Source organism: Mesorhizobium sp. M0119 (assembly GCF_040322615.1).
In the GTDB taxonomy this organism is placed as follows: Bacteria; Pseudomonadota; Alphaproteobacteria; order Rhizobiales; family Rhizobiaceae; genus Mesorhizobium.
Window position 1 is genome coordinate 14,320 of record NZ_JAMYTU010000023.1, and the last position, 26,751, is coordinate 41,070.

The following is a 26,751-nucleotide window of genomic DNA, read 5'->3' on the forward strand; positions in this document are numbered from 1 at the left end:
TTAAACCGGCGGCGCTGAACCTTCAAAAGATCCGGAAACAAAAAAACCGCCTCGGGAGGACGGGTCGTTGGAGCCAATTGGCACCATACCCAAATTAGTAGCATAGCTGCCGGCACAAAGCAAGAACAAAATGTGGCATCTGCGACGAAATTGTCGACAGGCACAGAGCCATGGCGGATGACATGGCTCTTGCCGTTGTTAAAAATCTCTCATAAGGTATTTTCATATCTGAAAGAAAATCCAATCGTTTCTTTCCCTTTATGAAAGCCTGAGCGTTTGCGGGAACATCTCGATCAGACCGACCGGCGACTGGTCAAGCTGCTGTCGCAGGACGCGCAGCTTGGCGTCAACCGCCTTGCCGAGAAGATGGCGATCTCGGTGCCGACGGTCCGCATGCGGCTGCGCAATCTGCTCGACCGCAACCTGCTCAAGATCGTCGGGCTGCTCAACCTGACCGAACGCCCTGAACTGATCTCGGCGATCGTCGGCATCAATGCGCAAGGGCGCGGCCGGGCGCGAGAACTGGCGCAGCGCATCTCGGAATTGCCTTTTGTGAATTCGGCCGCCGTCGTCACCGGGCGCTTCGACATCATCGTCGACGTGACCGTGGCCGGCGATGTCGCCGATCTCTACCGCGTCACCAGCGAGCTGATCCCCGGCGCCGGTGAGCCGGGCGAAGTCGTGCGCAGCGAGACCTTCGTCGTCATGGCGTCCTGCAACAAATGGGTCAGCCTGCCGGAAGGCTGCTGGTCGGACGATACGCGGAAGGAAATGGCATGAAGATCGCGGTTCTCGGCGGCCTCGGCCTGCAAGGCCGGGCGGCGATCGCCGATCTCGTTGCCAGCGACGGCGTCGAGCAAGTGGTCTGCCTCGACACCGCAACCGATGGCGCGGCGCGGCTTGGCCGTCTGACCGACCTTGCCCGGGTGCGTTTCGTCGTGCCGGAGGGCGCGATCGGTCCGGTGCTGGCCGATGTGATGAAGGACGTCGACGCGGTCATCGACCTGTTGCCGCAGCCGCTGATGCGCGAGGCGGTGCAGGCGGCGATCGCGACGCGCACGCCGCTGGTCACCACCAATTACGGCAAGGCCATCGCCGATCTCGCTCCCGAGGCCGAAAAGGCCGGCGTTTCGATCGTCACCGAATGCGGGCTCGACCCCGGCATCGACCTTGTGCTCTACGCACGCGCCGCAAGCCAGTTCGACACCATCATCGCCATCGATTCCTACTGCGGCGGCATTCCCGAGCCGAAGGCGGTGGTCGAGCCGCTGCGCTACAAGGTGAGCTGGAATTTCGACATGGTTCTGGTCAGCCAGAACCGCGACAGCGTGCTGGTCGAGGACGGCAAACGGGTCGATGTGCCGGCCGCCCGCCAGCACGACAATCGTTTCATCCACGAGATCGAGGTGGCGGGGCTGGGCAGGCTGGAAGCCTTCCCCAATGGCGACGCTTCGCATTATGCCGGCATGCTCGCCGCCGCCAAGGGGCTGCAGCGCTCCGGCCGCTATTCGCTGCGCTGGCCGGGCTGGTCGGCGTTCTGGGCGCCGCTAAAGCAGCTCGGCTTCCTGTCCGAGGACAAGGTGCCCGGCACCGGCGTCAGCCCACGCGAATTTCTCGGCCGGCTGCTTGGCCCGCAACTGCAATATGACGCCGATGAGAAGGACCTTTGCGTCATGCGCAACGTCTTTGTCGGCAGCGAAGGCGGCCGCCGCAAGACGGTGACCTCGGAGCTGGTCATCGAACGCGACCTCGCCTCCGGCCTGTTCGGCATGAGCCTCGGCGTCGGCTATCCCGCCAGCATCGTGGCGCAGATGCTGGCACGGCACGAGATCGCCGCGCCCGGCCTGCTCAATCCGCTGCTGCATGTGCCCGATGGCCGCTTCCTCGACGAGTTGGCCCGGCGCGGCATCAAGGTCGCCGAAACGGTGAGCTGGGATTGAAGATTTTCGAACGGTGGTTGCCGCCGGCAACAGCGCTGCCGCTCAAAAAGCACCTCGATGGGGTGAAACAACAAGTGGAACAACAAACGACAACAAGGAGGAATGCCCAAATGAAGATTGCCAAGCTTTTCATCGCCGGACTTGCGCTCGCCGGCCTCACCGCTGCCGCCAGTGCCGGAACGCTCGACGAAATTACCAAGCGCGGTGAGTTGCGCGTTGCGGTGCAGACGCAAGGACCGCCCTTCTCGCTGGTCGGTGCTGCCGGCGAACGCACCGGCAGTTCGGTCGAACTCGCCGAATTGATGGCCAAGGAAATGGGCGTCAAGATCACCTTCCTCGACTTCGACTGGGACGGCCTGATCCCGGCGCTGCTGTCGGGCAAGGCCGATCTTCTGGTCGCCGACATGACGCCGACACTGGCGCGTGGCATGAAGGTCGCCTTCACCAAGCCTTACATGTACACGGGCAGCACCGTCTTCACCAAGGCTGGGACCGCCTTCAAGTCCACCGAGGACTGCAAGGCGAAAGGCACCAAGATCGCGGTGCTGCTCGGCGCCACCGGCGAGAAGGAAGCCAAGGCCGCCTTCCCCGATGCCGACATCAAGAGCTACAAGGGCGGCGGCCCGCTGCTGCTCGACGCCGTCAACAACGGCCAGGCCGATTGCGGCGTCAACGACGTCTCGGCGGTCAAGGGCCAGTCGACCGCCTATCCGGCCGGCAGCTTCATCATCATGCCGGACATGCTGTCGAAGGAGCCACTGGCCTTCGCCACACGCTATGACGAGCAGGACCTGCTGACCTGGATGAACCTGTTCCTCGACCAGGTCAGCCTCGACGGCCGCCTGCAGAAGAACCTCGATTACTGGGTCAATTCCGACGCCTGGAAGAAGGATCACTGAGTAGAGTGAGTAGGGAGTAGGGAGTAGTGAAGCGCGTCCGGGATGGCCGTTTCCCCTACTCCCCTACTCCCCTACTCCCCTACTCCCCTACTCCCCTACTCCCCTACTCCCCTACTCCCCTACTCCCCTACTCCCCATTCACCATTCACCGCCCCACATGCTCGAAAACTTCAGCTTCCGCACCATCGTCGAATATCTGCCCCTGTTCGGGCAGGGCCTCGTCACGACCGTGTGGCTGTCTGTCCTCTCCTTTGCCGGCGCGCTCGCCGTCGGCATCGTGCTCGCCGCGATGAACCTGCAGCGCGGCCGGCTATTCCGCGTCCCGGCCAAGGCCTATATCGACGCGGTGCGCGCCACGCCCTTGCTGGCGCAGCTCTATTTCCTCTATTTCGGCCTGCCGCGGCTCGGCTTCGTTTTGCCCGAGCTCGTCGTCGGCATTCTGGCGCTGTCGCTGAACAGCGGCGCCTATGTCGCCGAGATCATCCGCGCCGGCATCCTGTCGATCCCGCGCGGCCAGGTCGAGGCCGGCGTCGCTTCGGGCATGACCTATGTCCAGCGTATGCGCCTGGTCATCCTGCCGCAGGCGTTGAAGGTGACCATCCCGCCGCTGCTCGGCCAGGCAATCGTGCTGGTCAAGGATTCCGCGCTGTTGTCGCTGATCTCGGTCGCCGAACTGACGCGCGCCGGACAATTGCTCGCCTCCGACCGCTTCATGCCGGCCGAAGGTTTCATCACCATCGCCGCCTTCTACCTCCTGCTCTATTACGGGCTGAAGGGACTGGCGGCACTCTCCGGGCGCTGGCTCGGCCTGGCGGGGGCACGGACATGATCTGGCAGCAGCTGCAAAGCATCGCCGGCAGCTATCCCCTCGCGCTGCGCGGCCTCGGCATGACCGTGGTGCTGTCGCTGATCAGCCTGGTGCTGGGCACGCTGCTCGGCTTCGGCCTCGGTATCCTGCGCACCGGCGGCAACCGGCTGATCAGCAGCGCGATCGGCGCCTGGGTCGACCTGATCCGCGGCACGCCGTTCCTGGTGCAGATTTTTCTGATCTTCTTCATCCTGCCGGAACTCGGCATCGAGCTCGACGCCTTCACCGCCGGTATCATCGCGCTGACCAATCTGGCTGCCTGCTTCATCTGCGAGATCGTCGTCGCCGGCATCCGCTCGGTGCCGACCGGCCAGGTCGAGGCGGCGCTGGCGTCCGGCCTGTCGCGCTGGCAGCGCATGCGCCAGGTGGTGCTGCCGCAGGCGATGCGCATCGTGCTGCCGCCGCTGGTCGGGCAATATGTGCTGCTGATCAAGGATTCCTCGGTGGTCTCGGCGATCGGCCTCACCGATCTCACCCGCGTCGGCTGGCTGGTGGTGCAGCGTGTGCCGAACGGCCTGCTCGTCTTCTTCCTCGTCGGCCTCGGTTATTTCATCGTCTGCTACCCCCTGATCATGCTGGCCCGCCGGCTGGAGCAACGCATGGGCGCGGCCCATGGCGAGGTGCAATTGTGATGTCGAACTCCAGCAAAAATGGCACCGGCATGATTGAATTTCGCGGCGTCAACAAATGGTTCGGCCAGCTCAACGTGCTCAGGGATATCACGTTGAGCGTCGAGCCGCGCGAAGTGGTCGTCGTCTGCGGCCCGAGCGGCTCGGGCAAGAGCACCTTGATCCGCTGCATCAATGGGCTGGAGACGATCCGCGACGGCAACCTGACGGTCGACGGCCAGCGCCTCGGCGACCCCGCCACCAACATGACGCGGCTGCGCACCGAGATCGGCTTCGTCTTCCAGTCGTTCAACCTCTATCCGCACAAGACGGCGCTCGAGAACGTCACCCTGGCGCCGATCCATGTCCGCAATATCCCGCGCGCCGAGGCCGAAAAGGCCGGGCGCGAGCTGCTGGCCAAGGTCGGCCTCGCCGACAAGGTCGACGCCTATCCCGCGCAGCTCTCAGGCGGCCAGCAGCAGCGCGTGGCGATCGCGCGCTGCCTCGGCATGCGCCCCAAGATCATGCTGTTCGACGAGCCGACATCGGCGCTCGATCCCGAGATGATCTCGGAAGTGCTCGACGTCATGGTCGCGGTGGCCGAGGAAGGCATGACCATGATGGTGGTGACGCACGAGATGGGCTTTGCCCGCAAGGTCGCCCAGCGCGTCGTGTTCATGGACGCAGGTGCCATTGTCGAGAGCGGCACCCCGGACGAGTTCTTCTCGCACCCGAAGACGGACCGCAGCCTCGCCTTCCTGAGCAAGATCCTGCGGCATTAGGGTTCAAACTCAACTCAGCTGGCTGTCGTCGATGGCCGAGATGGATGGAAAGCGGCCCTTCGCTGGACGTTCCCTAATACGACAGATGCGCGCCGGGCTTCCTCTTAGGGCGGCCATTGCCGCACTTCCGCCAGCCGCTTCCCTTATGCGGGCATCAAATCGATGACCCGCATGATCGCGACCGCACTGCTCGTGTTCTGGGTGCCTTCTGTCGTAGCGCCATTAGCGCAGGCCCAAACATCGCCCTTCTTGACTGTGAACTTTTGTTTGTTGTGAACGACCGAAAGTTCTCCCTCAGTCATGTGGCAGAGCATGTCGTTCTTCATCATGTTGTCAGCCGTCTTCGCTCCGGGCTGAATGACAACATCGCGCAGCTTCACCGTTGCATAGGCTGGTATGACCGACTTGCGCTCACCAAGCGCTACAACTCTGACGCCGGGTGAGACTTCCTTGCCCTCATCGGGGCCGTAAGTCTGGGCGGCTGCTGGTGTCCCCCAAGCGATCAGAGGCGTTGCGGCCAGTGTAAGACCGAGTGCAAGTGTGGATCTACGATTGACGGCTTCCATTGTTTCCTCCCTGTTCGAAAGTTGGTCGGAAAGGTAGGCCAACAATCGAGGATGGGCCGTTGCGGCGAAGTGTCAACTGACCTTCCGAGTTAGTTCAGTCTCGCTCGCGGCTAGCGAGTTTCACAAACCACTCGGGTCGCCGAGACGGAGAGGGGGAATTGCGCTGACCATGTCATTGCGTGCGACCTTGTCCCGACATCAAAGACATTTCATTCTTGCGAAGGCCCTCGCTGCCAAAGACCCCTCTCCGGCCGCTTTGCGGCCACCTCTCCCTCGCCCTGCGGCGCAGGAACCCAAGTCTATCGCGTATCCGCGTGCGTGTTCAATTCAGCCCTCTTCTCATGCGAAACAACGGCAAGGCGAAGCCCTGTTGCTCGGCCCTCGTGATGGCGAGCGCGCGGCTGTCGGCGGCGCGCTGACCCATCTGAACGTCGCGATATGGTCGCTGTGGAACTATGTGATGGGCGCCACCATCAGCCGGGCGAACTTCGACCTCTCGGACGACGGTAGAGCCGACACGCAGCAGCGCCTTACAGGCCTCAGCGAACGCTATCCGACGATCGAACGCTCTCGTCTGCTGTTGGATAACGATTGGGATGGTGCTTTTCGGAAAGGCCTCGGCTTCCTGCTCGATGGCCTCTCGCCAAGACGATGAACTCTTCCTTCATAGCCGTCACTTCCTGCCATGAACGGCCGAGATGCAAACTCGGTTTTGTTTTGACCCTAAAACGCCCGCGGCGAGGAACCCAAGCCTATTGCGCATCCGCGTGCGTGCTCAATTCAGCCCTCTTCTCATCCGAGACGACGGCGAGGTCGAGGACCTTCTGCAATTCGGCAGCATGCCGGAACGACGGTTCGGCCTGGACGCCGTTGCGCACTGCATCGACGAAGCGCTGGTAGTTGGTCGCCACCGTTCCGGCATCCAGAACCTGCCATTTGGCGTTCTCGACGTCTTCGCCGATGCACACTTTCTGCTCCGAGCCGGTCAGATTGTGCACGACTTCGATGCCGCCCTTGTCGCCGTAGATGCGCAGGCGGAGTTCGTTCAAATGGCCGGTCGCCCAGCGGCTGGCATGGACGACGCCGAAGGCGCCGTTGCTGAAATCCAGCGACATGGTGAAACTGTCATTGGCGTCGAGCCCGTACTCGCCGATCCGGTTGCCGGGCGCCTTGTCGAAGGATCTCAGCCGGCAGAACACATGATCGATGTCGAGCGCCGCGCCATAGCTGGCGAAATCGAGGATGTGGATGCCGACGTCGCCCAGCACGCCATTGGAGCCATGGCCGCGCGACAGCCGCCACAGCCATTTCGGATCGGTGCGCCAGTCGCCCCAGAACTTGGACACCAGCCAGCTCTGCAGGTAGGACGCCTCGACATGCCTGACCGTGCCGATCTCGCCGGCCAGCACCATGGCGCGCGCTCTCTGCAGCGGCGCGACATTGCGATAGGTCAGGTTGACCATGTTGATGATGCCGGCCCGCTCGGCGGCATCGGCCATTTCACTGGCTCGCTGGTAATTTTCGGCCAGCGGTTTCTCGCACAGCACCGGCTTGCCCGCCGCGATCAGCATCATGGTAGTCGGATGGTGGATGCGATCGGGCGTCACGTTCGCCACCGCGTCGAACTTGCCCCATGCCAGCGCCTCGTCTAGCGACGCGAACCGGTTGGGGATACCGTAGATGTCCGAAAACTTGTCGACACGCGTACGGTCGAGATCGACGGCGCCGATCAGTTCGACGCCCTTGATCTTGCCGAACTGCCTAGCGTGCTCCTCCGCCATCCAGCCGGTGCCGAGTATCAAGAGGCGCATGATTCTTATCCTTAGGACGGGCTTTATCTTCTTGTTCGATCATGGATTTCCCGAACCAAAGTTCGGGATCGTGGTCTAGCGAAAGCCGGCTTCGCCCGCGGAATGCAGCTTTCCGCCGCGCTCGACGATCGGCTCGAGCGCCTTTCCCACCGGCACGTTCGGCGCATCGAGGACGGCCGGATTGGCGCCTTGCGGGTTGTGCGCCCATCTCACCGCATTGCGCAGCACCTTGTGGACGTTGGCGTCGTGATAGGTCGGATAGGTCTCGTGGCCGGGCCTGAAATAGAAGATGTTGCCGGCGCCGCGGCGATAGGTCAGCCCCGACCGGAACACTTCGCCGCCCTGGAACCAGGAGATGAACACGGTCTCGAGCGGCTCCGGCACGGCGAACTGCTCGCCATACATCTCCTCGTTCTCGAGCTCGAAATACTCGCCCAGTCCCGCAGCGATCGGATGGTTGGGGCTGGTCACCCAAAGCCGTTCGCGCTCGCCAGCCTCGCGCCATTTCAGCGTGCACGGTGTGCCCATCAGCTTCTTGAATATCTTCGAGAAATGCCCGGAATGGAGAACGATCAGCCCCATGCCTTCCCAGACACGGCGCGCCACGCGCTCGACGATCTCGTCGGCGACGGCGCCATGGTCCTTGTGCCCCCACCACAGCAAGACATCGGTCTCGGCCAGACGGTCGGCCGGCAGCCCATGCTCCGGCTGCTCCAGCGTTGCCCAGGACACCGAAATCTCCGGGTCAAGCTTCAGTGCATTGGCAATCGTCGCGTGCATGCCCTCGGGATAGATGCCAGCGACTACCTCGTTGGTCCGCTCATGAATATTCTCGCCCCAGACGACAGCGCGTATTGTCATGATGTCCTCTTGATTGTTTGAAGCTGGAGCCGCCCCTACGGGTCAGTCATAATATCCTCGGCCGGGAATGAAAACCGTCTCGCGGCCGGCTGCTGACAATCTGTTGGAAAGCGGGCGGGAACGTCCATGCGGCAAAACCAGCAATGCCGGCGGGACAGCGCCCCCCTCTGTCCTGCCGGACATCTCCCCCACTTGTGGGGAGATTGGCTGTTATCCGCGATTTCGCCAATCGCCAGCGTTGCAGGATGACGGCAGACAAACGCGAAGTCCGATCTCCCCCCTTGTGGGGGAGATGTCCGGCAGGACAGAGGGGGGCGCGAAGGATCGCGACAAAACGGCTTTCGTAGTGCGTCGCCGCAACCGTCTAAGCGCCGCGGCCCTCTTGGGCGACGCGTGTCAGCGGCTTCGACAGCCGCGGCACCACGACAAGGCGCTTGATCTTGCCCTTCTTGTAGGCGGCGAGGAAGCGGGCATAGTCCTTGAAGACGACGCAGCCATTGGATTCGGCGCGGCCGCCGCGCAGCATGTAGGTGTGGGCGAGCAGGCCGTCGCGGCCATATTTGTTGCTGCCGCTGGCAGGGGTGAGACGCAGTGCCTCGACGCCGTGGAAGCGCGATTCCCGCAGCGTCAGATTGTAGGTGTCGGGCGGCGTCGGACCGACATTCTTCTTGTGAACGTAGCGCGGCTGGTCGACCATCGAACCGTATCCCGAATGTGCCTCCAGCCGCGAACCGTCGGGCATATAGACAGTCTTGGCCGAGATGTCGTAGACGGCGACGCCGCTGCCCATGCCGGGCGTGGTGAACAGGTTCCTGAAGGCCCCGCCGAGACTGCCGGAAGGCATGTCGGGCTTGGCATAGGCCAGCATGTCGCCGCCCTGCGTCTTCGACCGTTTGCCCGGCTTGCCCGACACCGCCGGCACTGCCGCTTGTGACGAATTGCGAGGCGACAGGCTGCCGGGTTGCGTCTCGGCCGGCGGAGCGTCGGCCGTCTGCACCTTGTTCGCCCTGGCTGCCTGGGTCTTGGATGCCTGGGCCTTGGATGCCTGGGGCGGCTCCGTTTTTGCTGCCTGGGCCTTTGAGGCCTGATCCTTGGGCGCCCGGTCTTTCGGCGCTTGGGCCTGCGGCGCCTCGGCCGGCTGATCGATGACCGCCCGCGGACGCAGCGTCGGCAGCGGAATGCTGTCGGGCATGTCGTCCTGCGGCGGCAGCGAAGCCAGCTGGACCTCAGGCTCTTGTGGCTCTTGCGAAGCCGCGGGCTCGCTTGCCGCGACGGCTGCCGGGAGCACGTCGATCATCTGCTCCGGCAATGTATTGGCTAACGCCAGCGCCAGGCGCGACGAGCGTTCGATCTCCGCCACCGCCGGCCCGAAGCGCACCGATGCCGGGCCGTTCGGATCGGGTATGCGTACCGGCTCGGCGAACCGGGCGTCGGCCGGCAGGCTTGCGAGCTTGAAGGGTGAACCGGAGGAGGCACGGGCAAAGACGACGGCAAGCTTTTGCGGCGACAGCGCTGCTTTGGCCACCACGTCGTCGAAGCTTGGTTGCCGCGGCGCGTCGGCGATATGCGGCACGGCATTGCGCTTGAGACGCGCCGATTTTCCCTGGTGAACGAAGTTCGATGCCGACCGCAGGCAGTTGGCATCGCATCCATGCTGCAGCAGCTGGGCCGACAGCGCTGCGTTTGCCGCGGCCCATGTCGGGGCCTGCGCCTTTGCAAGACTGCGGCGAGGATCGGCGAGCGCGATGGTGCGCGGCGCGAGCAGGCTTTGCGGAAGACCGTTGGAAGCGGCGGTGAGCGAGGTTCCCATCGAATAGAGGCCGGCCAAGGTCGCCACCGACCATAAAGCAATGGCTGCGCCGACGGCCGGAACCGCGACCCAGCGCAGGCCGGGCCTCATCGAAGTCAATCCAGTTGCAGGACTGTCACCCCGGGTTTTCGCACTTACAAACGCCATTCAACCACTCTCAATCGGCCGATGCCGGCTAGCGGATTTCGCAGCCGTGACATTCACAGTTCGCCTGGTGCCCCCAGCACACTTCGCGTCTGTTGCCGATTGATTCAAAAGATGGACAAAGTTGGTTAACCAATCCCTCTACCGACCGCCGATTGGGCGACGGTCACACCGAAAAACGCCCTCCAAAACCTGCATAGTTGGCAAAAATGCCGTCCAATGATGACTTTGCTGCCCGTTTTTGTCGGCCGAGTCAAGAAAGCGAAATGACTAGACCTTGCTGGGCGGAGTCGGCCGTGGCTGCCAAAGTGAAGCCAGGCCGACCAGAATCGCACGGCCGGCAGCCGCCGCCATCAAGCCCCGGCGATCGGTCAAACCGGCGATTATCGACCTGGCATTTGTCGACCTGCTACTCGGGCGAACGAACGGTCATCATCTCGGAATTCGCGATAGCGGCAAGACGTTTGCTGCATGGCAGCTGAATGTCGCGAAGTGCTGGAACGGGATATCCAACACCTCGAGCAATTTCAGGAAAGTGTGAAACGGTTTTTCGTCCGGAATTGCGCAGAAACAAAAAGATAGAGCGTTTCCGTGAAACGATGAACCGTTCAGACCACAGCCACCACTATGTGAGCCTGAATTTTGGCAGCAACCTCGCCGCTGCCATGCCTGTCTGCAATCGCGGCTGCGGCATAGTCGGTTGCAGCGTCCAGTTTTCCCGCCTCTCTGGCCTCGATTTCGTTGCGAAGAAGAGTGCCCTGGCAATAAGCAACGGCCGGAAGGCGCGGCGAGGAGGCACGGCTTTGTTCGGCCCTCGTCTCGATCACCACACCGGAAAAACCTGCGTCCTCCAGCTCGCTGCGGATCAGTGCCGTATCGTGGTAACCATGCGGCGTGCGTGCCAGAAAGCGCGGCGGATCGTTCGGAAAAATCCTCGCCAGAGCATTCGTCACATCGTCCGCAAATACATTCTCCTCGATGCGATCCCATACGCTGAATAGAAAATGTCCTCCAGGCTTCAGGACTCGCCGGGCTTCGCGGTAGGCAGATGAGCGGTTGGGAAAGAACATCGCGCCGAACTGGCAACAAACGAGATCGAAGGCCGCATTTTCGAACGGTAGCGCCAGAGCATCAGCTTGACGCCATTTGATGCGATCGTCGGGAGCTTGCCGCGAAGCGGCGTAGTCGAGCATCGGCTGATTGAGGTCGGTTACGACATAGCTTGCATCGGGGGACAGTTTTGGCGCCAACGCGCGGGTGACAACCCCGGTGCCCGCGGCGGTTTCCAAAACGGCGCTTGGCGACAAGGACGCTGCTCGTCGTGCAAGATCCGCAGCGAACGGCTCGAAGATCAACGGCACCATATAGCGATCGTAGTTTTCCGGAATTGAGCCCGCGAACACCTTGTCCGTTTCCAACATTGCTATCCCCCGTCGCCCGTTTGATGGCTCGCCAGCATAGCATGGAGTTGTTCGCTATTCCGTCGCATTCGACCGGGAGGCGGTTCGCTCCCGGAAGCTCCCAAACGCCGTGCTGCAATTATCTGCATATGTGCTAATATATTGCAACCATGCGCATTGGTGCGTGGCCATAACGGGAGGATGCGATGAAAACCATAAATCGCAGGTCTGCAATCGCGCTCGGCGTGACGGCGGCCGCGGTAACGCCTTTGTTCACGCTGGCGGCAGCTGCAAAGGTCAAGAAATACGGCCCGAAGGAAGGCAAGGAAATAGCCCCCGGCGTCAGGGTGGTTGAGGTCGGCACCGGCAATTCCGATATCCCCGCCTACAAGAGCATCTCAATTGTCGATGTGGTCTTTCAGCCGGGAGCAGCTGCTCCTGCAATGGTAATGGACAACGACATGGTGTGCACCATTACCGCCGGTGAATTCACGATCAAAAAAGCCGACAAGCAATTCAAGCTCAAGGAAGGTGATATGTATACCTGCTCCAAGGGCAAGACCGACGAGGCAGCCAACACCAGCAAGGTGGTCGGCATCCACCGCATCGCCGTCTTGATACCCGCCTAGCGCATGCCGCCGAAAACCGGCCCGCGCCCTCTTCGGAGACGCGGGCCTTTTGATGAGGTGCGTGCTTGTGGGCCGTTTCTCCTCCGCCCGCTTTGCAAGTGTGCGCTTATATTAGAGATCACGCAGTTTCTGGATCACTGCAGGCCGGTCTGCGCCCCTGCATTGGCGCCCCTGCATCGCCGCATTCGCAATCCGGCAGCGCGCTGAGCGTTTTGGAGTTCACGAAACGGCTCGGTGCTCTTCCCGAGCGGCCTCCCACACCTCGCGCGCCGCGTCTGCATTCAGTGCCGCGATTCCCAGGCCGACGATCAGATCCGGCCATGCCGATCGCCATAGGAAGGCCGTCACCAACCCGGCCAGTATGATCGCGATGTTGGCGACGGCGTCGTTGCGGGCCGAGAGGAATGCCGCCCTGGTAAGACTGCCGCTGTGGTGGCGGTAGCGCGCCAGCATGTAGGCGCATGACAGGTTGACCGCCAAGGCGCCCAACCCCGCCAGCGTCAGGGCCGTTGGCTGCGGCGGCACCGGCATGTTGAACTTTTCCCACGCGGTCCACAGCGTCGCCAGGCCCGGCACCAAAAGGATAAGCGCCAGCGCCATGCCAACGCGCGAGCGGGCACGCAGCGACCATCCCATGGCGAGCAGTATGAGGAGATTGACCGAGGCATCTTCCAGAAAATCGACGCTGTCGGCGAACAGCGACACCGAGCCGATCGCCAGCGCCACGGCGAATTCGATGCCGAAATAACCGAGGTTCAGCAGCGCGACGACAAGCACCACCCGGCGAAGGCCGTCCGACGTAATAGCTTGCTGCATGGCCTGTCCTGATGGGATGCTGTTGATGCTCTTACCAGCTGCTCTTCCAGCGCAACAGCCGCATGGCATTGGCTGTCACCAGGGCCGTCGCCCCGGTGTCGGCGAGGATGGCGGGCCACAGGCCGGTGATGCCAGTGATCGTCGTCACCAGGAACACTGCCTTCAGCCCCAATGCCATTGTAATGTTCTGTTTGATGTTGGCCATGGTTGCTTGGGACAGCCTGATCATGGCGGCGACGTCGCCGACGCGTCCATGCAGCACTGCTGCGTCAGCCGTTTCAAGAGCCACATCCGTGCCGCCGCCCATGGCGATGCCGACATCGGCCGCGGCAAGTGCTGGCGCATCGTTGATGCCATCGCCGACCTTGGCGACCCTGAACCCCTGCCGCTTCAACTCACCGACAATGCGCTGCTTGTCCTCGGGCAGCAATCCGGCGAGCACCTCGATGCCGAGTTGCTTGCCGATGGCAGCGGCGGTGCGCTTGTTGTCACCGGTCAACATGACTGTTTTGATACCAGCGTCAGTCAGCGCCTTCAGCCCGGCGAACGCGTCCGGCCGGGGTTCGTCGCGCATGGCGATGAAGCCGGCAAGAGCGTCGTCGATGAGCAGCACCGACACCGATTTTCCTTCATCGTTCAATGCCGTGATGCGTGCGGCCAGGTCGGCTGGCAGCGGCGCCTTTTCGCCGGCAGCGGCCGGCGAGCCCAGAAACAGGCTCTTGCCGCCGACGCGACCGACGACGCCCTTGCCGCCAATCGCCCTGGCCTCGGCAGCAGGTGGCACCGGAACCTTGTCAGCATTGGCCCTTTGCAGAATGGCCAGGGCCATCGGATGGCTGGAACCGGTCTCGAGCGCTGCCGCGAGGGAAAGGATCTCGCGTTCACTGGCGCCGACTGCAACCACGTCGGTTACCTGCGGCTTGCCGAGCGTCAGCGTGCCGGTCTTGTCGAGCGCCACGGCAGTGATGGTGCCGAGCCCTTCCAGCACCGCCCCGCCTTTCATCAGCAGGCCGCGCCGGGCTCCGGCCGAAAGCGACGCCGCAATTGCCGCCGGCACAGAAATGACCAGCGCGCACGGACAGCCGATGAGCAGCAGCGCCAGACCTTTGTAAATCCATTCGTTCCAATCGCCGCCAAGGAGCAGCGGTGGCATGATCGCGACGAGCGCCGCGACGGCGACCACGCCGGGCATGTACCAGCGCGAGAAACGGTCGATGAAACGCTCGGTGGGCGCCTTGCTTTCCTGCGCCTCCTCGACGAGCTTGACGACCCGTGCAATCGTGTTGTCGGCGGAGGCCGCCGTCACCTTGATGTGCAGCACGCCGTCGCCGTTGATAGTGCCGGCAAAAACCGTGTCGCCAACGTTCTTGCCCACCGGGACGCTTTCACCCGACACAGGCGATTCATCAATGGCGCTGTCACCCTCGGTGATCTCGCCATCAGCCGGAATCCGATCACCGGGCCGCACCAGAATGATGTCCCCCACGGACAGACTTTCGGCCGGCACCTCGCGGCTCGTCCCATCCACTTCGACTAGAGCCGTCTTGGGAACCAGTGTGGTGAGCGCCTGGATGCTAGAACGTGCCTTCCCGGCCGCCACCCCTTCCAGTAATTCGCCGATCAGGAACAGGAGGACGACCGTCGCCGCTTCCTCGCCGGCGCCGGTGATCACGGCGCCGGCGGCCGCCACGGTCATCAGCATTTCGATTGTGAACGGAATGCCGGCGACTGCGGCCATGACCGCTCGGCGCGCGATCGACACCAGGCCGAGCAGCATGGCGGCGATGAAGGCCCAAGGGTCAGTGGCCGGCCACATGTAATGAACCGCAAAAGCCACCGCTAAGGCGACGCCGCTGGCGATGGTCAGGCGGCCCTTGGCGCTGTTCCACCATGGCCCAGACATCGGCGCATCATCGTTGCCATGCAATCCCGCTAATTTCTTGTCGTGACTGTGCGTTCTGTGGTCATGGTCGGCCAATTGATCGGAGGCCGGCGCTCCAGACTTGGCGGTCAGCGGAGCAACAGCGTAGCCGAGGCCGGTGACTTTCCTCGCGATCGCGTCAAGATTGCTTTCGGGAGTATGAATGACCGTCAGAGTGCCTACCGAAACGGATACGCTAACATCCTGCACACCAGGCATCCGCCGCACGAGGGTATCGATTTTGCTGGCACAGCTGGCGCAATCCATGCCTTCCACGCGGAATTTTGTCTCTTGTCCGATCGCAGTCATCTCGCATCTCTTGTAACTTTCAACGCGACGCTACATCCTCTAGTGACTAGAGGAGCAAGCGAAAAATGTCAGCAGGTGTGACCATCGGTGAAGCAGCCCGACGCAGCGGCGTGAAGGTTCCAACCATCCGCTACTATGAGCAGATCGATTTGCTTCCAGCCCCTGCCCGCACCGAAGCCAATCGCCGGCATTATGAAGCGGCCGACTTGCGCCGGCTCGCCTTCATCAGGCACGCGCGCGAGCTTGGGTTCGACATCGAGGCCATCAGGACGCTGTTGACGTTGCAGGATAATCCCCACCAGCCCTGTGGAACCGCCGACGCCATCGCCCAAGCCCGTCTGGCCGAGGTCGTCCAGCGAATACGCAGCCTTACCGCATTGAAGATCGAGCTGGAACTGATGGTTGAGGGCTGCCGGCAGGGGAAAGTCTGCGAATGCCGTGTGATCGAGGTGCTGTCAGATCACGGTCAATGTGAGCATCCTCATCATTGATTCGCAAGACCGGAGCTCGCACCAGCGCCGATGTCACAGCATGCCGAGCTTGCAAAAGCCGCGCTTTGCGGTCAACCTGAGCGGATGATGGCACGTCTGTCACCAAAACGCCTCCTGGTCATGCTGCTTGCGGTTCTCGTGACCGCCGGGTTCAGCCTGTCCGCAGCCCAGGCCGCCGTCATGTCGGCCAGGATGGCAATCGACAGCCGCATGATCATGGCCACAGATACCGGCACCACCGACATGGCCAAGATGGCCGATGCCAAGGGCGGCGACTGCAGCGCTTGCCTCAAGAGCTCGGCCGACAACGACAAACCGATGCAATGTGCGCCGACCTGCGTCGCACCGGTTCTGGCGGTGCTGCCGCAAGCTCTCCCCGTGACGGGATGGCTGCGGGCCGAGCTGCCGCCGGCGCGTCCCGCCGCGTTCCTGCATGGGCGAAGTCTGCTGCCCGAGCCATTCCCTCCAAGACCCAGCGCTCTCGTCTGACGCCGTTCTGCCGTTTCCGCGGTTGATCGACGGCGTCTGATCGCCCGCTTGCGTGTACCGCGCAGCGGGCGCGGCAGCAATTCAATCGATATCGCGACGTTCGCCGTCGGTTACCGCAGGGGTCACAAGGGTGAATTCCGTTTCAAGTCCGTTCATAACGCGCCGCAAAGTCCTGTTTGCGGCAGCGAGCATTGCCGCCTCCGCAGCGATCCGCCCTGCACTCGCTACCGACGAACACCGGATCAGGGCGGCGCCGGGCCAGGCACGGCTCACCGGCCCCGATGGTCCGCGCACTCCGGTATGGACCTATGGTGGCACGGTCCCAGGCCCGACACTGCGCTTGCGCCAGGGGCAGCCCGCTCGCATCATCGTCGAGAACGGACTTGGCGAAGACACCACAGTTCACTGGCACGGCATCCGGCTGCCGAACGCGATGGACGGAGTACCCGGCCTGACGCAGAAGCCGATCAGGCCCGGTGAAAACTTTATTTATGAATTCACCCCGCCCGATGCCGGCACCTTCTGGTATCACCCGCACGCCAACAGCCTGGTTCAGCTCGGTCGTGGCCTTGCCGGCGCGCTGATCGTCGAGGAGGCCGAGCCGATCGCCGTCGATCGCGACATTCTGTGGCTGCTGCAAGACTGGCGGCTTGCGGCCGATGGGCAGATCGCCGCCGGCTTCGGCAGCGCGATGGATGCCGCCATGTCCGGCCGCGTCGGCGGTCTCGTGACCCTCAACGGCGCGCGCCCGGCGGACCAGAAGGTGCGGACCGGCGAGCGTCTCCGGCTGCGGCTGGCCAATGCATCGCTCGCCCGCATCATGGCTCTGCGCTTCGAAGGCCACCGGCCGGTCATCGTCGCCATCGACGGCCAGCCCTGCGATCCGCACGAACCTGAAAGCGGCCGCCTGGTGCTGGCGCCTGCCATGCGGGTCGATGTCCTGCTCGGCCTGCAGGGCGACCCCGGCAGCCGGCATGCGGTGATCGACGATTACTACGATGGCCTCGCCGACACCCTGACCACGCTCGCCTATGACGCCGGAGCGCCGCTGCGCGATCATCCTCTCGATGCGCCGCTTCGCTTGCCGGCCAATCCGCTGCCGGCCCCTGACGTGGCCAAGGCCGAACGGCATGAAATCGTCCTGCAGGGCGGCATGATGGGCGGCGGCAAGCTGGCCGGCGTCGGCGGCATGATGGGCATGGGGATGCCCGGCATGAACGGCGCCGCCGCCTGGGCAATCAACGGCATGTCGATGACCGGCGACGGCCACGCCGGAATGGCGCCGCAGTTCACGCTGTCGCGCGGCGCCACCTGCCGTCTCGCCATCCGCAACGAAACCGCCTGGTGGCATCCCATGCACGTCCACGGCTTCAGCCTGTCGGTGCTTTCGCGCAACGGCTCGCCGGTACCGCACCGGCAATGGCAGGACACGGTGCTGCTCGCCCCCAAGGACACGATCGAATGCGCCTTCGTTGCCGACAATCCCGGTGACTGGATGCTGCACTGCCATGTCGCCGACCACCAGATGGCCGGCCTGATGACAGTGTTCCGCGTGACCTGAAAGTTTTATCCAACCAAGGAGAACTGCAATGAAACTGACCTACCGCCTAGCCGCACTGTCCCTGCTGATCGCAACGCCGCTGCCTGCCTTCGCCGCCACGATCAACGCCGTCATGTACAAGAACCCGCAATGCAGCTGCTGCGAATCCTACGCCAACTATCTCGAGCACAACGGCTTCAAGATCGACATCAAGCCGGTCAACAATCTCTCTCAGATCAGCAGCGATGCCGGCGTGCCGGCCGACCTCGAAGGCTGCCACACGCTGATGGTCGACGGCTATGTCGTCGATGGCCTGGTGCCGGTCGAGATCGTCAAGAAGCTTTTGACCGAACGCCCGGCCATCACCGGCATAACGCTGGCCGGCATGCCGACGGGCGCTCCAGGCATGGGTGGTGAGAAGCAAGGCCCCTTCGTCGTCTACGCCTTCACCAAGGACGGCAAGGCACCCACCGTCTACGCGACCGAGTGAGGCTGTTGTGAGCAAACTGGCAACGGTCCTGATTGGCATGCTGCTGGCATTTTTGCCGCCGGCATCAGCCGCGGAGCCACCGCAGAACTTTGTCGTTCACGAGGCGCCCGTCCCCATACCGGAAATCAGCTTCGAGGACGGCAACGGCAAGCTGAAAACGCTTGCGGATTTCCGCGGCAAGGTCGTGCTGCTCAACATCTGGGCGACATGGTGCGCGCCTTGCCGCAAGGAGATGCCGACGCTCGATCGTCTGCAGGCCAAACTGGGCGGTCCGGATTTCGAGGTCGTCGCGCTGTCGATGGACCGTGCCGGTCCTGAGATTGTGAAGAAGTTCTTTGCCGAGATCGGCATCAAGCACCTCGCCCTCAACATCGATGCCTCGGGCAAGGCAATGTTTGCCATCGGCACCGTCGGCCTTCCGGCAACCCTGCTGATCAATCGCGATGGCAAGGAGATCGGCCGGCTGATTGGGCCGGCCGAATGGGACGCGCCCGACTTGGTCGACTTCATCCGCAGCCGCATCGCCGCCGAGTGAGAAAGGAACAGATATGTCCGGGTTGAAGGCTCGCTGCCTCGCATCGGCTTTGAACGAGTGGAGGTGTTTGCTGCTAAGCGTAACTGCCATTGCGGCGCTGACCGCGGGCTTTTCGTATCAGGCCCAAGCCCACTCACTCGACGAAATCGACGCCATGCTTGAGGGCGACGAGAAATATTTCCAGACGATCGACAAGCCGGCACCTGATTTCACGCTGCGCACCGCCGATGGGCGTGTCGTGCGAACGGCAGACCTGCGCGGCAAGGTGGTCGTCCTCCACTTCATCTACACATCGTGCCCGGATGTGTGCCCCCTGCACGCCGAGAAGATCGCCGAAGTCCAGAAAATGGTGAACGGCACGCCGATGAAAGGCCAGGTCACCTTTGTGACCATCACCACCGACCCTGCCAGGGACACGCCGGACGTGCTCAGCAAATACGGGCCGGCGCACGGGCTCGACCCCGTCAATTGGCTGTTCCTGACCACGCCGGCGGATCAGCCGGAGGATGCGACCCGCAGACTGGCGGAGGCCTTCGGCCACAAGTTCACGCTGACGGATGATGGTTATCAGATGCACGGCACCGTCACCCATGTGATCGACAAGGAGGGCCGCTGGCGGGCGAATTTCCATGGCCTGAATTTCGCCGCGGTCAATCTCGTCACCTTCGTCAATGCGCTCACCAACAATGTCGAGCGCCCGCACCATGAGCCGGAAACGGGATGGTGGGCGAAGATCAAGGGCATGTTCTGAGGCACCATTCACATGCCGGCGGTCCGGCGAAACAGAGGGAAGGAGAACCCTGTGATCTACAAGTCCAATCCACTGCGCGGAGCCATCGGCAAAATGGCCCGTGCCTTCGTTCTGGCCGGTGCAACGGTCTGGCTCGCGCTCGATCCTCACGGTCAGGCGATCGCCGCGGGCGAGATGTCCCAGGACCAGTTCGACCAGCGCATCCACGACTATATCCTCGCGCATCCCGAAGTCGTCATGGAGGCGCTGCAGAGCCTCGATGCCCGCCAGCGCGAGGCTGCGGCAAAAGAGGCGAAAGCCGCCCTGGCGGCCAAGGCCGACGATATCTTCCGGGACCCGGCGAGCCCAGTCGGCGGCAACGCCGAAGGCGACGTCACCATGGTCGAGTTCTTCGACTACAACTGCCCCTATTGCCGGCAGGTTGCGCCGATCATGGCGCAAGCCGTGGCCGACGATCCGCAGCTCAAGATCGTCTACAAGGAATTCCCGATCCTCAGCACGGATTCCGTATTTGCTTCCAAGGCGGCTCTCGCCGCAATGCGCCAGGGCAAATACATGGCATTCCACAAGGCCTTGTATGCGGTGAAGACGCGGGTGACCGAAGCGGTCGTGCTGAAGGTGGCTGCCGACGTCGGTCTCGATGTGGCTAAACTGAAGACCGACATGCAGCGGCCCGATATCCAGGCGTCGATCGACCGGAATACGCAACTCGCCCAGGCGCTGAAGATCAGCGGAACGCCAAGCTTCGTCGTTGGCGAGCAGATTTTCCCCGGCGCGACCGACCTCGCAACGATGAAGAAACTGATCGAGCAGGCGAGGAACAGCAAATGAGCCGGATATGCTACCCAACCCGACGGACGGTTGTTCTGGGCAGCGCCTTTGGCGCCGCTGCGGTCGTCGGCTTGCTCAAGAGGCCGGATTTGGCGATCGCCACGGAGGATTCCGATCTGGTGCGCCGTTTCAAATATCTCAGCCAGAACGGCAACAGCACGTGTTCGGCCAAGTTCACGGAGTCGATCGCGACCATGCCGGCGATGTCGCGGATTACGGGCTCGTGCTGCAGCCCAATGGAGACAAAGCGCTATGCCGAGCAGGTGAACGGTTTGGCCAGGTACCGCGAGATCGCGATGATCCCAAGCGATCCGTACGATATTCCAGCCGGCATCGCACAGAAGATGATGCCCTACTACGATGTGAAACTCTCCGGCGACGAGCAGCAAGCCTATGACTATGCGATGGCTAATTCCAACGAGAAAGGCCCTTGCTGCTGCCAATGCTGGCGCTGGAAAGTGTATGGCGGATTGGCGAAGTTCCTGATCCGCGAGCACGGTTTCACCGGCAAGCAGGTCGTCGACGTCTGGGATCTCTCGGACGGCTGCGGCGGAGGTATGTGAGACGGCAAGGACAGGACACTTCCGGTTGGCGGGACAAGGCGACAGGCGGCCGATCGGTTTCCTGGTCGTCTTGACCGAAATCCACGGCGAGCTAATTGCCTTCGCAGTCGCCGATGCTTACCGACGAAGGCGGGCCTTCACTGACCGTAAAGGTGATTGCAATGATGAATGGACCAATGGGTACGTGGATGATGGGCGGCATGGCGCTCGTCTGGGTCCTGGTGTTCGTCGCCCTCTTGCTCGCGATTGCAGCCCTGGTCAAATACCTGCGAACCTGAAGCCGTAGATACCTTCAAGCATACGGCTATGCGATGGCAATTCCGGGGAGAAGGGGCCAGCTGCCAGCTGTAGCGGTAGCATATTAGACGACCAGGACAACACGACCCCGCACTACTCGTCAGGCAAAGCCTGGAACCGGCTTGGTCTTGCCGCTCAGTTGCGCGCCCAATGTCAGTGCCTGCGGGAAATTCCGGACGATCGCCGCCATCAAGGTGGCGCTGCCGGGGCGAAGGGCAATTCCAGCAAGGGCCGCGGCAGCGTAGACCCGCGTCGAAAACAGTCTTTTCCAGGCCGCCTCATAGCGTGTGGCAGCGGCCTCGCGCCCTGCCCGGCCACTTGGCGCGGATGCGAGTTCGCAAGCCAGCAGCCAGCCGGACTGCAGCGCCATCGAGATGCCCTCGGCGATGACAGGATGAGACTCTCCGGCTGCGTTGCCGACGCGGAAGATGTCCCCTTCGTAGCACAAGCGAATTCCCGGCCGGATCGGACCTGCGGCAAGCCACGGACCGTCGAGAAGCGCCGGTTCCAGGGCGTCTCTCACGCCCCGGCATGAGTCCACGAGATGGCGGGAGACCGCATCGGCGGCCGACACATGGCTCCGGTGTTTGGGGTCATGTTGTCTACGCAACCGCGCGAGCATATCGCGGCGAATGCAGCACGAGATCGACAAGCGGCCATGATCCGCCGAGACCATGCCGCCATAGCCGCCGGGGAAGGCCAGCAGAGGCATCAAATCCGGCGCGAGCGACGACCCGGTGAAATGCGCCTTGAAGCCGAGCAGGTCCGACGGGCGATTGGCCTTTCCGAGCTGGCTGGGCAATGGTCCCGGTTCCCAAGAGCCGTGAGCGGCGACAATCACCGGCGCATGCAACATCGCCGTTTCATCTCCGGCTTGAATTCGTACCCGTTGCATCTCGCCATCCCGCTCGATGGCAACGGCGCGGCAGGGCTGAAAGATTTCGACACCCGCCGAGCGTGCCGCCTGCAAAAGCAGGGAATCGAGAATGTCCCGGCCGAGCGCCCGGCCGAAGCCATCTTTTGCACGTGGCCCAGCTCCTGCACCTGGCATTGCCGCCTCGACGCAGGTGTCGCCGGAAAACAAACCGACGCGGCGGATTTCGGGGCCGGCATTGGCACGCCAGGCGTCGCCGATCTCCAGCTGGTCCAGAAGCGCAAGATTGCTTGCCGAGATGTATTCGCCGCAGACCTTGCGGCGCGGGAACGCGCTTTTTTCCACAATGGCGACGGCCCATCCGCGTCGGGCCAGCGTGAGCGCGACGGAGGTGCCCGCCGGGCCGGCGCCGATGATGATCGCGTCATGAGTCGACAATCCCGTCATGGGTCGTTACCCCGCGCTGGCGCCAACGAAGATGTGGGAAAATAGGCCGGCGCGCCGCTCTTCGACCGGTTTGCCGTTGGCCGCAAGCCAGAGACCGGAAAGCTCGCTGCCGCGAAAGCCGGCACGCACGCTCTGCGCCGCGTCGTTTCGTGTGACGTCATTGGCGCCGATTGCCGGCAGAAGACGGGTCGCGGCCAGCGCCAGTTTCGCCCGCCATGGCTCTGTCGCAAGCAGCAACGGGGCTTTCTGCCTGATCAGCGAAAACAGGCGCACGAGCTGCTCATCATCGAGATGATGCAAGAACAGATTGACGGTGATCGCATCGAACCGCGTACCGTCATTCTTTCCTGCCCAGTCGAAGACATCGGCGGTAACGCCTTCGGCCGTCCATCCCAGTCTGTCAAAATCGCCGCGCAATTGCGCAGTGACGAGGTCGACGCGGTCGAGCATTACCAGTTCGACCCCGGGCCAATGCCTGACCATGCGCCGCGCGACCGCCAGCATGAAGGAGCCATCGCCGGCACCGATCTCCAAAATGCGGCGTGGCGGCTTTGGCACAAACCTCCTGAGTAACGACGTCATGATCGGCACCTGAAACATCAGCATATTGATGCGACGAAGGTCGTGGCGGGCGGTCAGTGCTCGCGGATCGTCGGCCGCAAGTCCGTCGAGGATTTCCGGCGCAAGCTGCCGATGCTCCAGGCCGCTCATGACACGGTTCGAAAGAGCATGGTTTCGGCAGTCAGCCCGGGACCGAACGACATGCCGCAGCCGAGCAGGCCGGGTGGCGCCTTCAACATCTCTTTCATCACGAACATGACTGTCGCAGACGACATGTTCCCATACCGGCGCAAGACCTCACGCGATGGTTCCAGCGCGGTGGGTTCGAGTTTCAGGGCCCTTTCGACGGCGTCGAGCACCGAACGTCCCCCCGGGTGCACGGCCCAAAGGTCGATGTCTTGCGCCGATCGACCGCCGAGGATGGCGGCCTGGTTGCTCCGCAACGCTTCATGAATCGCTGCCGGCACCTGGCCGGAAAGAACCATTTCGAAGCCGTGGTCGCGAATGTTCCAACGCATCAGGTCCCGCCGTTCCCTCGCCACCAGACAGCGAAAGCTATCGAGCTCGATGCCGGCCGGCTCGGCAGTGATGAGCGCAGCCGCGCAGCCGTCGCCCCAAAGGCAGAACGACAGCAGTCTTTCCAGCTCGGTGGTTTCGCGCAGATGCATCGTGCAGAGCTCGATATTGACCAGCAGTACCTTGGCCTGCGGCTCGGAGCGGACGATGTGGCGGCCCAGCTTGAGGCCGTTGATCGCCGCATAGCAACCCATGAACCCGATCATCGTGCGTTCGACGCCGTCCGGCAGGCCGCAACGCGCAACCAGCTCGAGATCGATGCCAGGTGCCGAAAAGCCGGTGCAGGTGGTGACGATAAGATGGGTGATGCGGGAAGCGTCGTCGCCAAGCTGCAATCCGTCGATGCCCTTTTGCGCCAGAACAGGTGCGGCATCGTCGAACATCGCCATTCTCATCGCCGTTCCGGGAAACGCACCGCGGATGAAGGTCCCGGCCAGGTCGGCGGACGGTCCTTCGGGGTCGGACGCCGGCGCAAAGCAGGAATAGCGGTGCTCGATGCCGGCAAGATCGGCCATGCGTTCGAAGATCCTCCGGCGATCGACCGCGAGCATGGAGGCAGCGAAACGCAGATAGAATTGATGAACCTCGTGCTCCGGCACCGCTGTCGCGATCCGGTTGATATAGGCGTCGACGGGCATATTCTGTCTCCTCGGCGTCTGCACGGTGTAGCGTGCCGCCGGAGGGTCCTTGCTCATCGGCACCCGGAGTGGGCGCCGAGTTTGAGCGCTGTTCGATAAACGTTTCCGAAAACTGATTTCTTCCCGAAGGTTCAGTATGCGCTGTTGGCAGGCAAACGGTTGGAGCCGGCGGGCGGTTGCGTCGGGCATCCAAAATCGCCACATCATGTTGACCTTCCATCTACTGGAAGGTCTATTTCCTCCGACAAAGGAGATTTCCGCCATGAACATCGGCGTCGCATCCGAAAAATCCGGCCTGCCGGCCAAGACGATCCGTTACTATGAGGATATCGGGCTCTTGCACCCGGCCCGGACAGACAACGGCTATCGCGATTACTCGACGGCCGATATTCACCGGCTGCGCTTCCTGCAACGCTCGCGCAGCCTGGGGTTTTCGGTCGACGAATGCCGCCAGTTGCTCTCGCTGTACCAAGACAGGGAACGTGACAGCGCCGACGTGAAGGCGATCGCGAAAGCCAAACTGGTGGAGATCGACAGGAAGATCGCCGAACTGGTCGGATTGCGCGGCTTGCTTCACCATCTGGTCAGTCACTGCCACGGTGACGAGCGGCCGGATTGCCCGATCATCGACGAGCTGGCGGGACAAGGCGTGGCCCAGTGAGGCTCGCAGCCGCTGTAACGGTGCTGTCGCTTGCCTGCGTCTCAGTCGTGCTCGCCGCTGCCCATTCGGGCCGTGATGCGGTCATCGAGGCTCGCCAGGCCTCGATGAAGGAAATGGCCGCGGCGGCAAAGACGATCGCCGGGATGTTCGATGGCAAGCAGGCCTATGACGCCGCGGCCTTCAAGGCGGCGGCAGAGACAATCCGCGCCCGCACCGGCCCTGCCTTGATTGCCGAATTCCCCAGCGCGACATTGGGTGCGCCTTCAGGCGCCAAGCCGGATATCGACTCCGCCCGCGCGGAGTTCGAAGGGCTGGCTCGCCACATCGGAACGTTGGCCAGCGCCCTGGCCTCCGACGCCGAGCGAGCACCACCGCGCATCACCGACGACATGAGAATGGGTTCCGGCCTGGCAATGGGCGGTGGCAGCCTGCTTGGCAAGCGACCATCACTCGCGGAAGCCGATCCCACTAAATTGCCGGCGGAGCACCTCCTGCATCTCATCTTGCAGGATTGCTCGAGCTGCCATTCGAAGTTCCGACAAAGGACCATGTGAAAGCCCACCGATCCGCGAGATATATTGCTGCAGGACCGGATGGCTGCTTGGTCGGGTGCGGCGCTGGACTACAAGCCTTGGCTGATCGAGCGTGACCGCCTGTTCTCAGCCGTTGACACGATCGATGGCGATGGCGGCACAACGCGCGGCTTGCTGCTTATCGTAGCACTGTTCGGGACAGCGACAGGACGCGCGTCGTTCCAGGGCGTGACAATAAAGGTCCAATGTCGGCAAAGTGGTGGGACCGGGCGTTCTCAATGCGGCTTTAAGAGCGAAGCTGAACGGACGCGATCAGTTCGCGCTGTCACGCGAGACCAACATCACAGTCGGCGGGTCATCTGCGACGACGTCCAGACAGGTCGATCCAGTCACGCAGCGAAAGTGTTTCGCTCCCCGATAGCTGTCTTTAATCGCGGGTTGATGGAGTAGAAAGTCAGCACCTTCGACCTGATAGAGAAAATGCTCCCCAATCAGCCCTTGTCGGGTTATTGGCAGATCCTCGAGGTTCAAGACGTGCTCGTCGCACATTCTCATAACATAGCTGGCATGAAAGTGGACACGAAGCGCCTTGGTTTTATCGTGTGGCACGATGAACGTCGCCAAAATCGCGTTGCCGTCAGAGCGAAGGCTGATGAGGTCGCTGACGCTGCTTCTGATCGGCGTGTCTAAGGACAACGGTATATACAGAACCAAAAGGGGGCCTCCGGCGGGTGACGGTCGACGAGTGGTCGCAAGCAGTCAGTCCAGCTATCATCATACGACCTAGGCCGTCGACCTAATGTCCCGGGCCCGGCGCTTAACTCGATGCGGCGCCATGCGGCCGGCGATATCCCACTGAGCGCTTGAACTCGCGCCCGAAATGACAGACGTCGCAGAAACCGCAGGCCTCGGCGACCTCGGCCAGCTTACGGTTGCTCCGCACCAGCAGCGATTGCACCTGCATCAGCCTCTCACGCATCAGCCACTGGTGCGGGCTTGTCCGCAGATTCTTTTGGAATAACCGCCGGATCTGCGAGGGGCCGAGGCCGGCAACACGAAGCTGGTGCGCCGCCGTCCAGGCGCTTCCGGGTTCGCCGCGCATGCGACCGG

Annotated in this window: 29 protein-coding genes and 2 pseudogenes; 19 read left to right on the forward strand and 12 right to left on the reverse strand. The window is 62.7% G+C overall.

Translation table 11 applies throughout. The annotated features are described in order from the left end of the window. The first annotated feature begins 276 nt into the window (after positions 1-276). The 6 genes from NKJ40_RS20650 (at position 277) to NKJ40_RS20675 (ending at position 5,097) form a co-directional block, all read left to right on the forward strand. Positions 277-780 (forward strand): Lrp/AsnC family transcriptional regulator, encoded by a 504-nt coding sequence (locus NKJ40_RS20650; RefSeq protein WP_352467630.1) that lies wholly within the window; start codon positions 277-279, stop codon positions 778-780. Beyond that, positions 777-1,940 (forward strand): saccharopine dehydrogenase family protein, encoded by a 1,164-nt coding sequence (locus NKJ40_RS20655; RefSeq protein ID WP_352467631.1) that lies wholly within the window; start codon positions 777-779, stop codon positions 1,938-1,940. The genes NKJ40_RS20650 and NKJ40_RS20655 overlap by 4 nt, the downstream gene beginning before the upstream one ends. Before the next feature lie 110 nt (positions 1,941-2,050). Then, entirely contained in the window at positions 2,051-2,839 is a 789-nt protein-coding gene (locus tag NKJ40_RS20660; protein WP_023720608.1) for an ABC transporter substrate-binding protein, read from the forward strand. A gap of 157 nt (positions 2,840-2,996) precedes the next feature. After that, the gene (locus tag NKJ40_RS20665; protein WP_352467632.1) at positions 2,997-3,668 is read left to right on the forward strand and encodes an amino acid ABC transporter permease; all 672 of its coding nucleotides are present in this window, start codon (positions 2,997-2,999) and stop codon (positions 3,666-3,668) included. Continuing rightward, positions 3,665-4,339, forward strand: a complete 675-nt coding sequence (locus NKJ40_RS20670; protein WP_352467633.1) for an amino acid ABC transporter permease — start codon at positions 3,665-3,667, stop codon at positions 4,337-4,339. Before NKJ40_RS20665 ends, NKJ40_RS20670 begins: the two co-directional genes overlap by 4 nt. A 29-nt stretch (positions 4,340-4,368) precedes the next feature. Then, the gene (locus tag NKJ40_RS20675; RefSeq protein WP_352467634.1) at positions 4,369-5,097 is read left to right on the forward strand and encodes an amino acid ABC transporter ATP-binding protein; all 729 of its coding nucleotides are present in this window, start codon (positions 4,369-4,371) and stop codon (positions 5,095-5,097) included. 143 nt (positions 5,098-5,240) lie between these two features. Here NKJ40_RS20675 and NKJ40_RS20680 read toward each other — a convergent pair whose 3' ends face one another. Then, a complete protein-coding gene (locus NKJ40_RS20680) occupies positions 5,241-5,663 on the reverse strand; it encodes a hypothetical protein (RefSeq protein ID WP_023720612.1) in 423 nt (140 codons plus the stop codon). 412 nt (positions 5,664-6,075) lie between these two features. Between NKJ40_RS20680 and NKJ40_RS20685 the strand changes: the two are divergent. Beyond that, positions 6,076-6,318, forward strand: a pseudogene (locus tag NKJ40_RS20685) (TetR family transcriptional regulator); the annotation flags it as partial. A gap of 97 nt (positions 6,319-6,415) precedes the next feature. Here NKJ40_RS20685 and NKJ40_RS20690 read toward each other — a convergent pair. From NKJ40_RS20690 to NKJ40_RS20705, 4 genes are all read right to left on the reverse strand, one after another. After that, positions 6,416-7,474, reverse strand: coding sequence for a Gfo/Idh/MocA family protein (locus NKJ40_RS20690; RefSeq protein ID WP_352467635.1), 1,059 nt, complete (start codon positions 7,472-7,474; stop codon positions 6,416-6,418). 75 nt (positions 7,475-7,549) lie between these two features. Beyond that, positions 7,550-8,335: a ThuA domain-containing protein gene (locus NKJ40_RS20695; RefSeq protein WP_352467636.1), complete on the reverse strand. Its 786-nt coding sequence runs from the start codon at positions 8,333-8,335 to the stop codon at positions 7,550-7,552. A 364-nt stretch (positions 8,336-8,699) separates the two neighbouring features. Further along, positions 8,700-10,235 carry a DUF2778 domain-containing protein gene (locus NKJ40_RS20700; protein WP_352467637.1) on the reverse strand — a complete coding sequence of 512 codons (1,536 nt, stop codon included), beginning with the start codon at positions 10,233-10,235 and terminating at the stop codon, positions 8,700-8,702. Positions 10,236-10,897: 662 nt separating this feature from the next. Then, the gene (locus NKJ40_RS20705; RefSeq protein WP_352467638.1) at positions 10,898-11,710 is read right to left on the reverse strand and encodes a class I SAM-dependent methyltransferase; all 813 of its coding nucleotides are present in this window, start codon (positions 11,708-11,710) and stop codon (positions 10,898-10,900) included. A 185-nt stretch (positions 11,711-11,895) separates the two neighbouring features. Here NKJ40_RS20705 and NKJ40_RS20710 point away from each other — a divergent pair, with 185 nt between their 5' ends. Beyond that, on the forward strand, positions 11,896-12,318 hold the full coding sequence (locus NKJ40_RS20710) for a hypothetical protein (RefSeq protein ID WP_292658873.1): 423 nt from the start codon (positions 11,896-11,898) through the stop codon (positions 12,316-12,318). Positions 12,319-12,537: 219 nt separating this feature from the next. On the opposite strand, the gene NKJ40_RS20715 is transcribed toward NKJ40_RS20710, so the two are convergent. Both NKJ40_RS20715 and NKJ40_RS20720 read right to left on the reverse strand, forming a co-directional pair. Beyond that, complete coding sequence (locus tag NKJ40_RS20715; protein ID WP_023720625.1) at positions 12,538-13,134, reverse strand: cation efflux transmembrane domain-containing protein; 597 nt, start codon at positions 13,132-13,134, stop codon at positions 12,538-12,540. Positions 13,135-13,165: 31 nt separating this feature from the next. Next, a complete protein-coding gene (locus NKJ40_RS20720; protein ID WP_352467639.1) occupies positions 13,166-15,364 on the reverse strand; it encodes a heavy metal translocating P-type ATPase in 2,199 nt (732 codons plus the stop codon). Positions 15,365-15,429: 65 nt separating this feature from the next. Here NKJ40_RS20720 and NKJ40_RS20725 point away from each other — a divergent pair, with 65 nt between their 5' ends. The 8 genes from NKJ40_RS20725 to NKJ40_RS20760 all read left to right on the forward strand — a co-directional run bounded on the left by NKJ40_RS20725 (position 15,430) and on the right by NKJ40_RS20760 (position 21,054). Beyond that, the gene (locus tag NKJ40_RS20725) at positions 15,430-15,855 is read left to right on the forward strand and encodes a MerR family transcriptional regulator (protein WP_352467640.1); all 426 of its coding nucleotides are present in this window, start codon (positions 15,430-15,432) and stop codon (positions 15,853-15,855) included. 87 nt (positions 15,856-15,942) lie between these two features. Then, positions 15,943-16,344 carry a hypothetical protein gene (locus NKJ40_RS20730; RefSeq protein WP_352467641.1) on the forward strand — a complete coding sequence of 134 codons (402 nt, stop codon included), beginning with the start codon at positions 15,943-15,945 and terminating at the stop codon, positions 16,342-16,344. Between the two features lie 130 nt (positions 16,345-16,474). Then, complete coding sequence (locus NKJ40_RS20735; protein WP_352467642.1) at positions 16,475-17,905, forward strand: multicopper oxidase family protein; 1,431 nt, start codon at positions 16,475-16,477, stop codon at positions 17,903-17,905. Positions 17,906-17,933: 28 nt separating this feature from the next. Beyond that, positions 17,934-18,374 carry a DUF411 domain-containing protein gene (locus NKJ40_RS20740; RefSeq protein WP_352467643.1) on the forward strand — a complete coding sequence of 147 codons (441 nt, stop codon included), beginning with the start codon at positions 17,934-17,936 and terminating at the stop codon, positions 18,372-18,374. A 7-nt stretch (positions 18,375-18,381) separates the two neighbouring features. Further along, positions 18,382-18,909 (forward strand): TlpA family protein disulfide reductase, encoded by a 528-nt coding sequence (locus NKJ40_RS20745; RefSeq protein ID WP_352467644.1) that lies wholly within the window; start codon positions 18,382-18,384, stop codon positions 18,907-18,909. 67 nt (positions 18,910-18,976) lie between these two features. Beyond that, positions 18,977-19,660 carry an SCO family protein gene (locus NKJ40_RS20750; protein WP_352467645.1) on the forward strand — a complete coding sequence of 228 codons (684 nt, stop codon included), beginning with the start codon at positions 18,977-18,979 and terminating at the stop codon, positions 19,658-19,660. Positions 19,661-19,711: 51 nt separating this feature from the next. Beyond that, positions 19,712-20,491, forward strand: coding sequence for a DsbA family protein (locus tag NKJ40_RS20755; protein ID WP_352467646.1), 780 nt, complete (start codon positions 19,712-19,714; stop codon positions 20,489-20,491). After that, positions 20,488-21,054 (forward strand): hypothetical protein, encoded by a 567-nt coding sequence (locus NKJ40_RS20760; RefSeq protein WP_352467647.1) that lies wholly within the window; start codon positions 20,488-20,490, stop codon positions 21,052-21,054. Before NKJ40_RS20755 ends, NKJ40_RS20760 begins: the two co-directional genes overlap by 4 nt. 397 nt (positions 21,055-21,451) lie before the next feature. On the opposite strand, the gene NKJ40_RS20765 is transcribed toward NKJ40_RS20760, so the two are convergent. From NKJ40_RS20765 to NKJ40_RS20775, 3 genes are read right to left on the reverse strand one after another with little or no spacing between them, the layout of a single operon-like run. Then, positions 21,452-22,672: an NAD(P)/FAD-dependent oxidoreductase gene (locus NKJ40_RS20765; protein WP_352467648.1), complete on the reverse strand. Its 1,221-nt coding sequence runs from the start codon at positions 22,670-22,672 to the stop codon at positions 21,452-21,454. Between the two features lie 6 nt (positions 22,673-22,678). Further along, a complete protein-coding gene (locus tag NKJ40_RS20770) occupies positions 22,679-23,383 on the reverse strand; it encodes a methyltransferase domain-containing protein (protein WP_352467649.1) in 705 nt (234 codons plus the stop codon). Further along, complete coding sequence (locus NKJ40_RS20775) at positions 23,380-24,447, reverse strand: type III polyketide synthase (protein WP_352467650.1); 1,068 nt, start codon at positions 24,445-24,447, stop codon at positions 23,380-23,382. Before NKJ40_RS20775 ends, NKJ40_RS20770 begins: the two co-directional genes overlap by 4 nt. A 262-nt stretch (positions 24,448-24,709) precedes the next feature. Between NKJ40_RS20775 and cueR the strand changes: the two genes are divergently transcribed. From cueR to NKJ40_RS20790, 3 genes and pseudogenes are all read left to right on the forward strand, one after another. Beyond that, positions 24,710-25,108, forward strand: coding sequence for a Cu(I)-responsive transcriptional regulator (gene cueR, locus NKJ40_RS20780; RefSeq protein WP_254819466.1), 399 nt, complete (start codon positions 24,710-24,712; stop codon positions 25,106-25,108). Continuing rightward, positions 25,105-25,662 carry a cytochrome c gene (locus NKJ40_RS20785; RefSeq protein WP_352467651.1) on the forward strand — a complete coding sequence of 186 codons (558 nt, stop codon included), beginning with the start codon at positions 25,105-25,107 and terminating at the stop codon, positions 25,660-25,662. The genes cueR and NKJ40_RS20785 overlap by 4 nt, the downstream gene beginning before the upstream one ends. 66 nt (positions 25,663-25,728) lie before the next feature. Continuing rightward, a pseudogene (locus NKJ40_RS20790) lies at positions 25,729-25,824 on the forward strand (phytochelatin synthase family protein); the annotation flags it as partial. A gap of 129 nt (positions 25,825-25,953) precedes the next feature. Here NKJ40_RS20790 and NKJ40_RS20795 read toward each other — a convergent pair. Both NKJ40_RS20795 and NKJ40_RS20800 read right to left on the reverse strand, forming a co-directional pair. Then, positions 25,954-26,355: a hypothetical protein gene (locus NKJ40_RS20795; protein ID WP_352467690.1), complete on the reverse strand. Its 402-nt coding sequence runs from the start codon at positions 26,353-26,355 to the stop codon at positions 25,954-25,956. 103 nt (positions 26,356-26,458) lie between these two features. After that, positions 26,459-26,743, reverse strand: a complete 285-nt coding sequence (locus NKJ40_RS20800; RefSeq protein WP_352467652.1) for a helix-turn-helix transcriptional regulator — start codon at positions 26,741-26,743, stop codon at positions 26,459-26,461. Between the last annotated feature and the right edge of the window lie 8 nt (positions 26,744-26,751).

Excerpts from the sequence above, each read along its gene's own strand:
- NKJ40_RS20655 (WP_352467631.1), top strand. The coding sequence starts at position 777 with ATGAAGATCGCGGTTCTCGGCGGCCTCGGCCTGCAAGGCCGGGCGGCG.
- NKJ40_RS20660 (WP_023720608.1), top strand. The coding sequence starts at position 2,051 with ATGAAGATTGCCAAGCTTTTCATCGCCGGACTTGCGCTCGCCGGCCTC.
- NKJ40_RS20665 (WP_352467632.1), top strand. The coding sequence starts at position 2,997 with ATGCTCGAAAACTTCAGCTTCCGCACCATCGTCGAATATCTGCCCCTG.
- NKJ40_RS20670 (WP_352467633.1), top strand. The coding sequence starts at position 3,665 with ATGATCTGGCAGCAGCTGCAAAGCATCGCCGGCAGCTATCCCCTCGCG.
- NKJ40_RS20675 (WP_352467634.1), top strand. The coding sequence starts at position 4,369 with ATGATTGAATTTCGCGGCGTCAACAAATGGTTCGGCCAGCTCAACGTG.
- NKJ40_RS20680 (WP_023720612.1), bottom strand. The coding sequence starts at position 5,663 with ATGGAAGCCGTCAATCGTAGATCCACACTTGCACTCGGTCTTACACTG.
- NKJ40_RS20690 (WP_352467635.1), bottom strand. The coding sequence starts at position 7,474 with ATGCGCCTCTTGATACTCGGCACCGGCTGGATGGCGGAGGAGCACGCT.
- NKJ40_RS20695 (WP_352467636.1), bottom strand. The coding sequence starts at position 8,335 with ATGACAATACGCGCTGTCGTCTGGGGCGAGAATATTCATGAGCGGACC.
- NKJ40_RS20700 (WP_352467637.1), bottom strand. The coding sequence starts at position 10,235 with ATGAGGCCCGGCCTGCGCTGGGTCGCGGTTCCGGCCGTCGGCGCAGCC.
- NKJ40_RS20705 (WP_352467638.1), bottom strand. The coding sequence starts at position 11,710 with ATGTTGGAAACGGACAAGGTGTTCGCGGGCTCAATTCCGGAAAACTAC.
- NKJ40_RS20710 (WP_292658873.1), top strand. The coding sequence starts at position 11,896 with ATGAAAACCATAAATCGCAGGTCTGCAATCGCGCTCGGCGTGACGGCG.
- NKJ40_RS20715 (WP_023720625.1), bottom strand. The coding sequence starts at position 13,134 with ATGCAGCAAGCTATTACGTCGGACGGCCTTCGCCGGGTGGTGCTTGTC.
- NKJ40_RS20720 (WP_352467639.1), bottom strand. The coding sequence starts at position 15,364 with ATGACTGCGATCGGACAAGAGACAAAATTCCGCGTGGAAGGCATGGAT.
- NKJ40_RS20725 (WP_352467640.1), top strand. The coding sequence starts at position 15,430 with ATGTCAGCAGGTGTGACCATCGGTGAAGCAGCCCGACGCAGCGGCGTG.
- NKJ40_RS20730 (WP_352467641.1), top strand. The coding sequence starts at position 15,943 with ATGGCACGTCTGTCACCAAAACGCCTCCTGGTCATGCTGCTTGCGGTT.
- NKJ40_RS20740 (WP_352467643.1), top strand. The coding sequence starts at position 17,934 with ATGAAACTGACCTACCGCCTAGCCGCACTGTCCCTGCTGATCGCAACG.
- NKJ40_RS20760 (WP_352467647.1), top strand. The coding sequence starts at position 20,488 with ATGAGCCGGATATGCTACCCAACCCGACGGACGGTTGTTCTGGGCAGC.
- NKJ40_RS20765 (WP_352467648.1), bottom strand. The coding sequence starts at position 22,672 with ATGACGGGATTGTCGACTCATGACGCGATCATCATCGGCGCCGGCCCG.
- NKJ40_RS20770 (WP_352467649.1), bottom strand. The coding sequence starts at position 23,383 with ATGAGCGGCCTGGAGCATCGGCAGCTTGCGCCGGAAATCCTCGACGGA.
- NKJ40_RS20775 (WP_352467650.1), bottom strand. The coding sequence starts at position 24,447 with ATGCCCGTCGACGCCTATATCAACCGGATCGCGACAGCGGTGCCGGAG.
- cueR (WP_254819466.1), top strand. The coding sequence starts at position 24,710 with ATGAACATCGGCGTCGCATCCGAAAAATCCGGCCTGCCGGCCAAGACG.
- NKJ40_RS20800 (WP_352467652.1), bottom strand. The coding sequence starts at position 26,743 with ATGCGCGGCGAACCCGGAAGCGCCTGGACGGCGGCGCACCAGCTTCGT.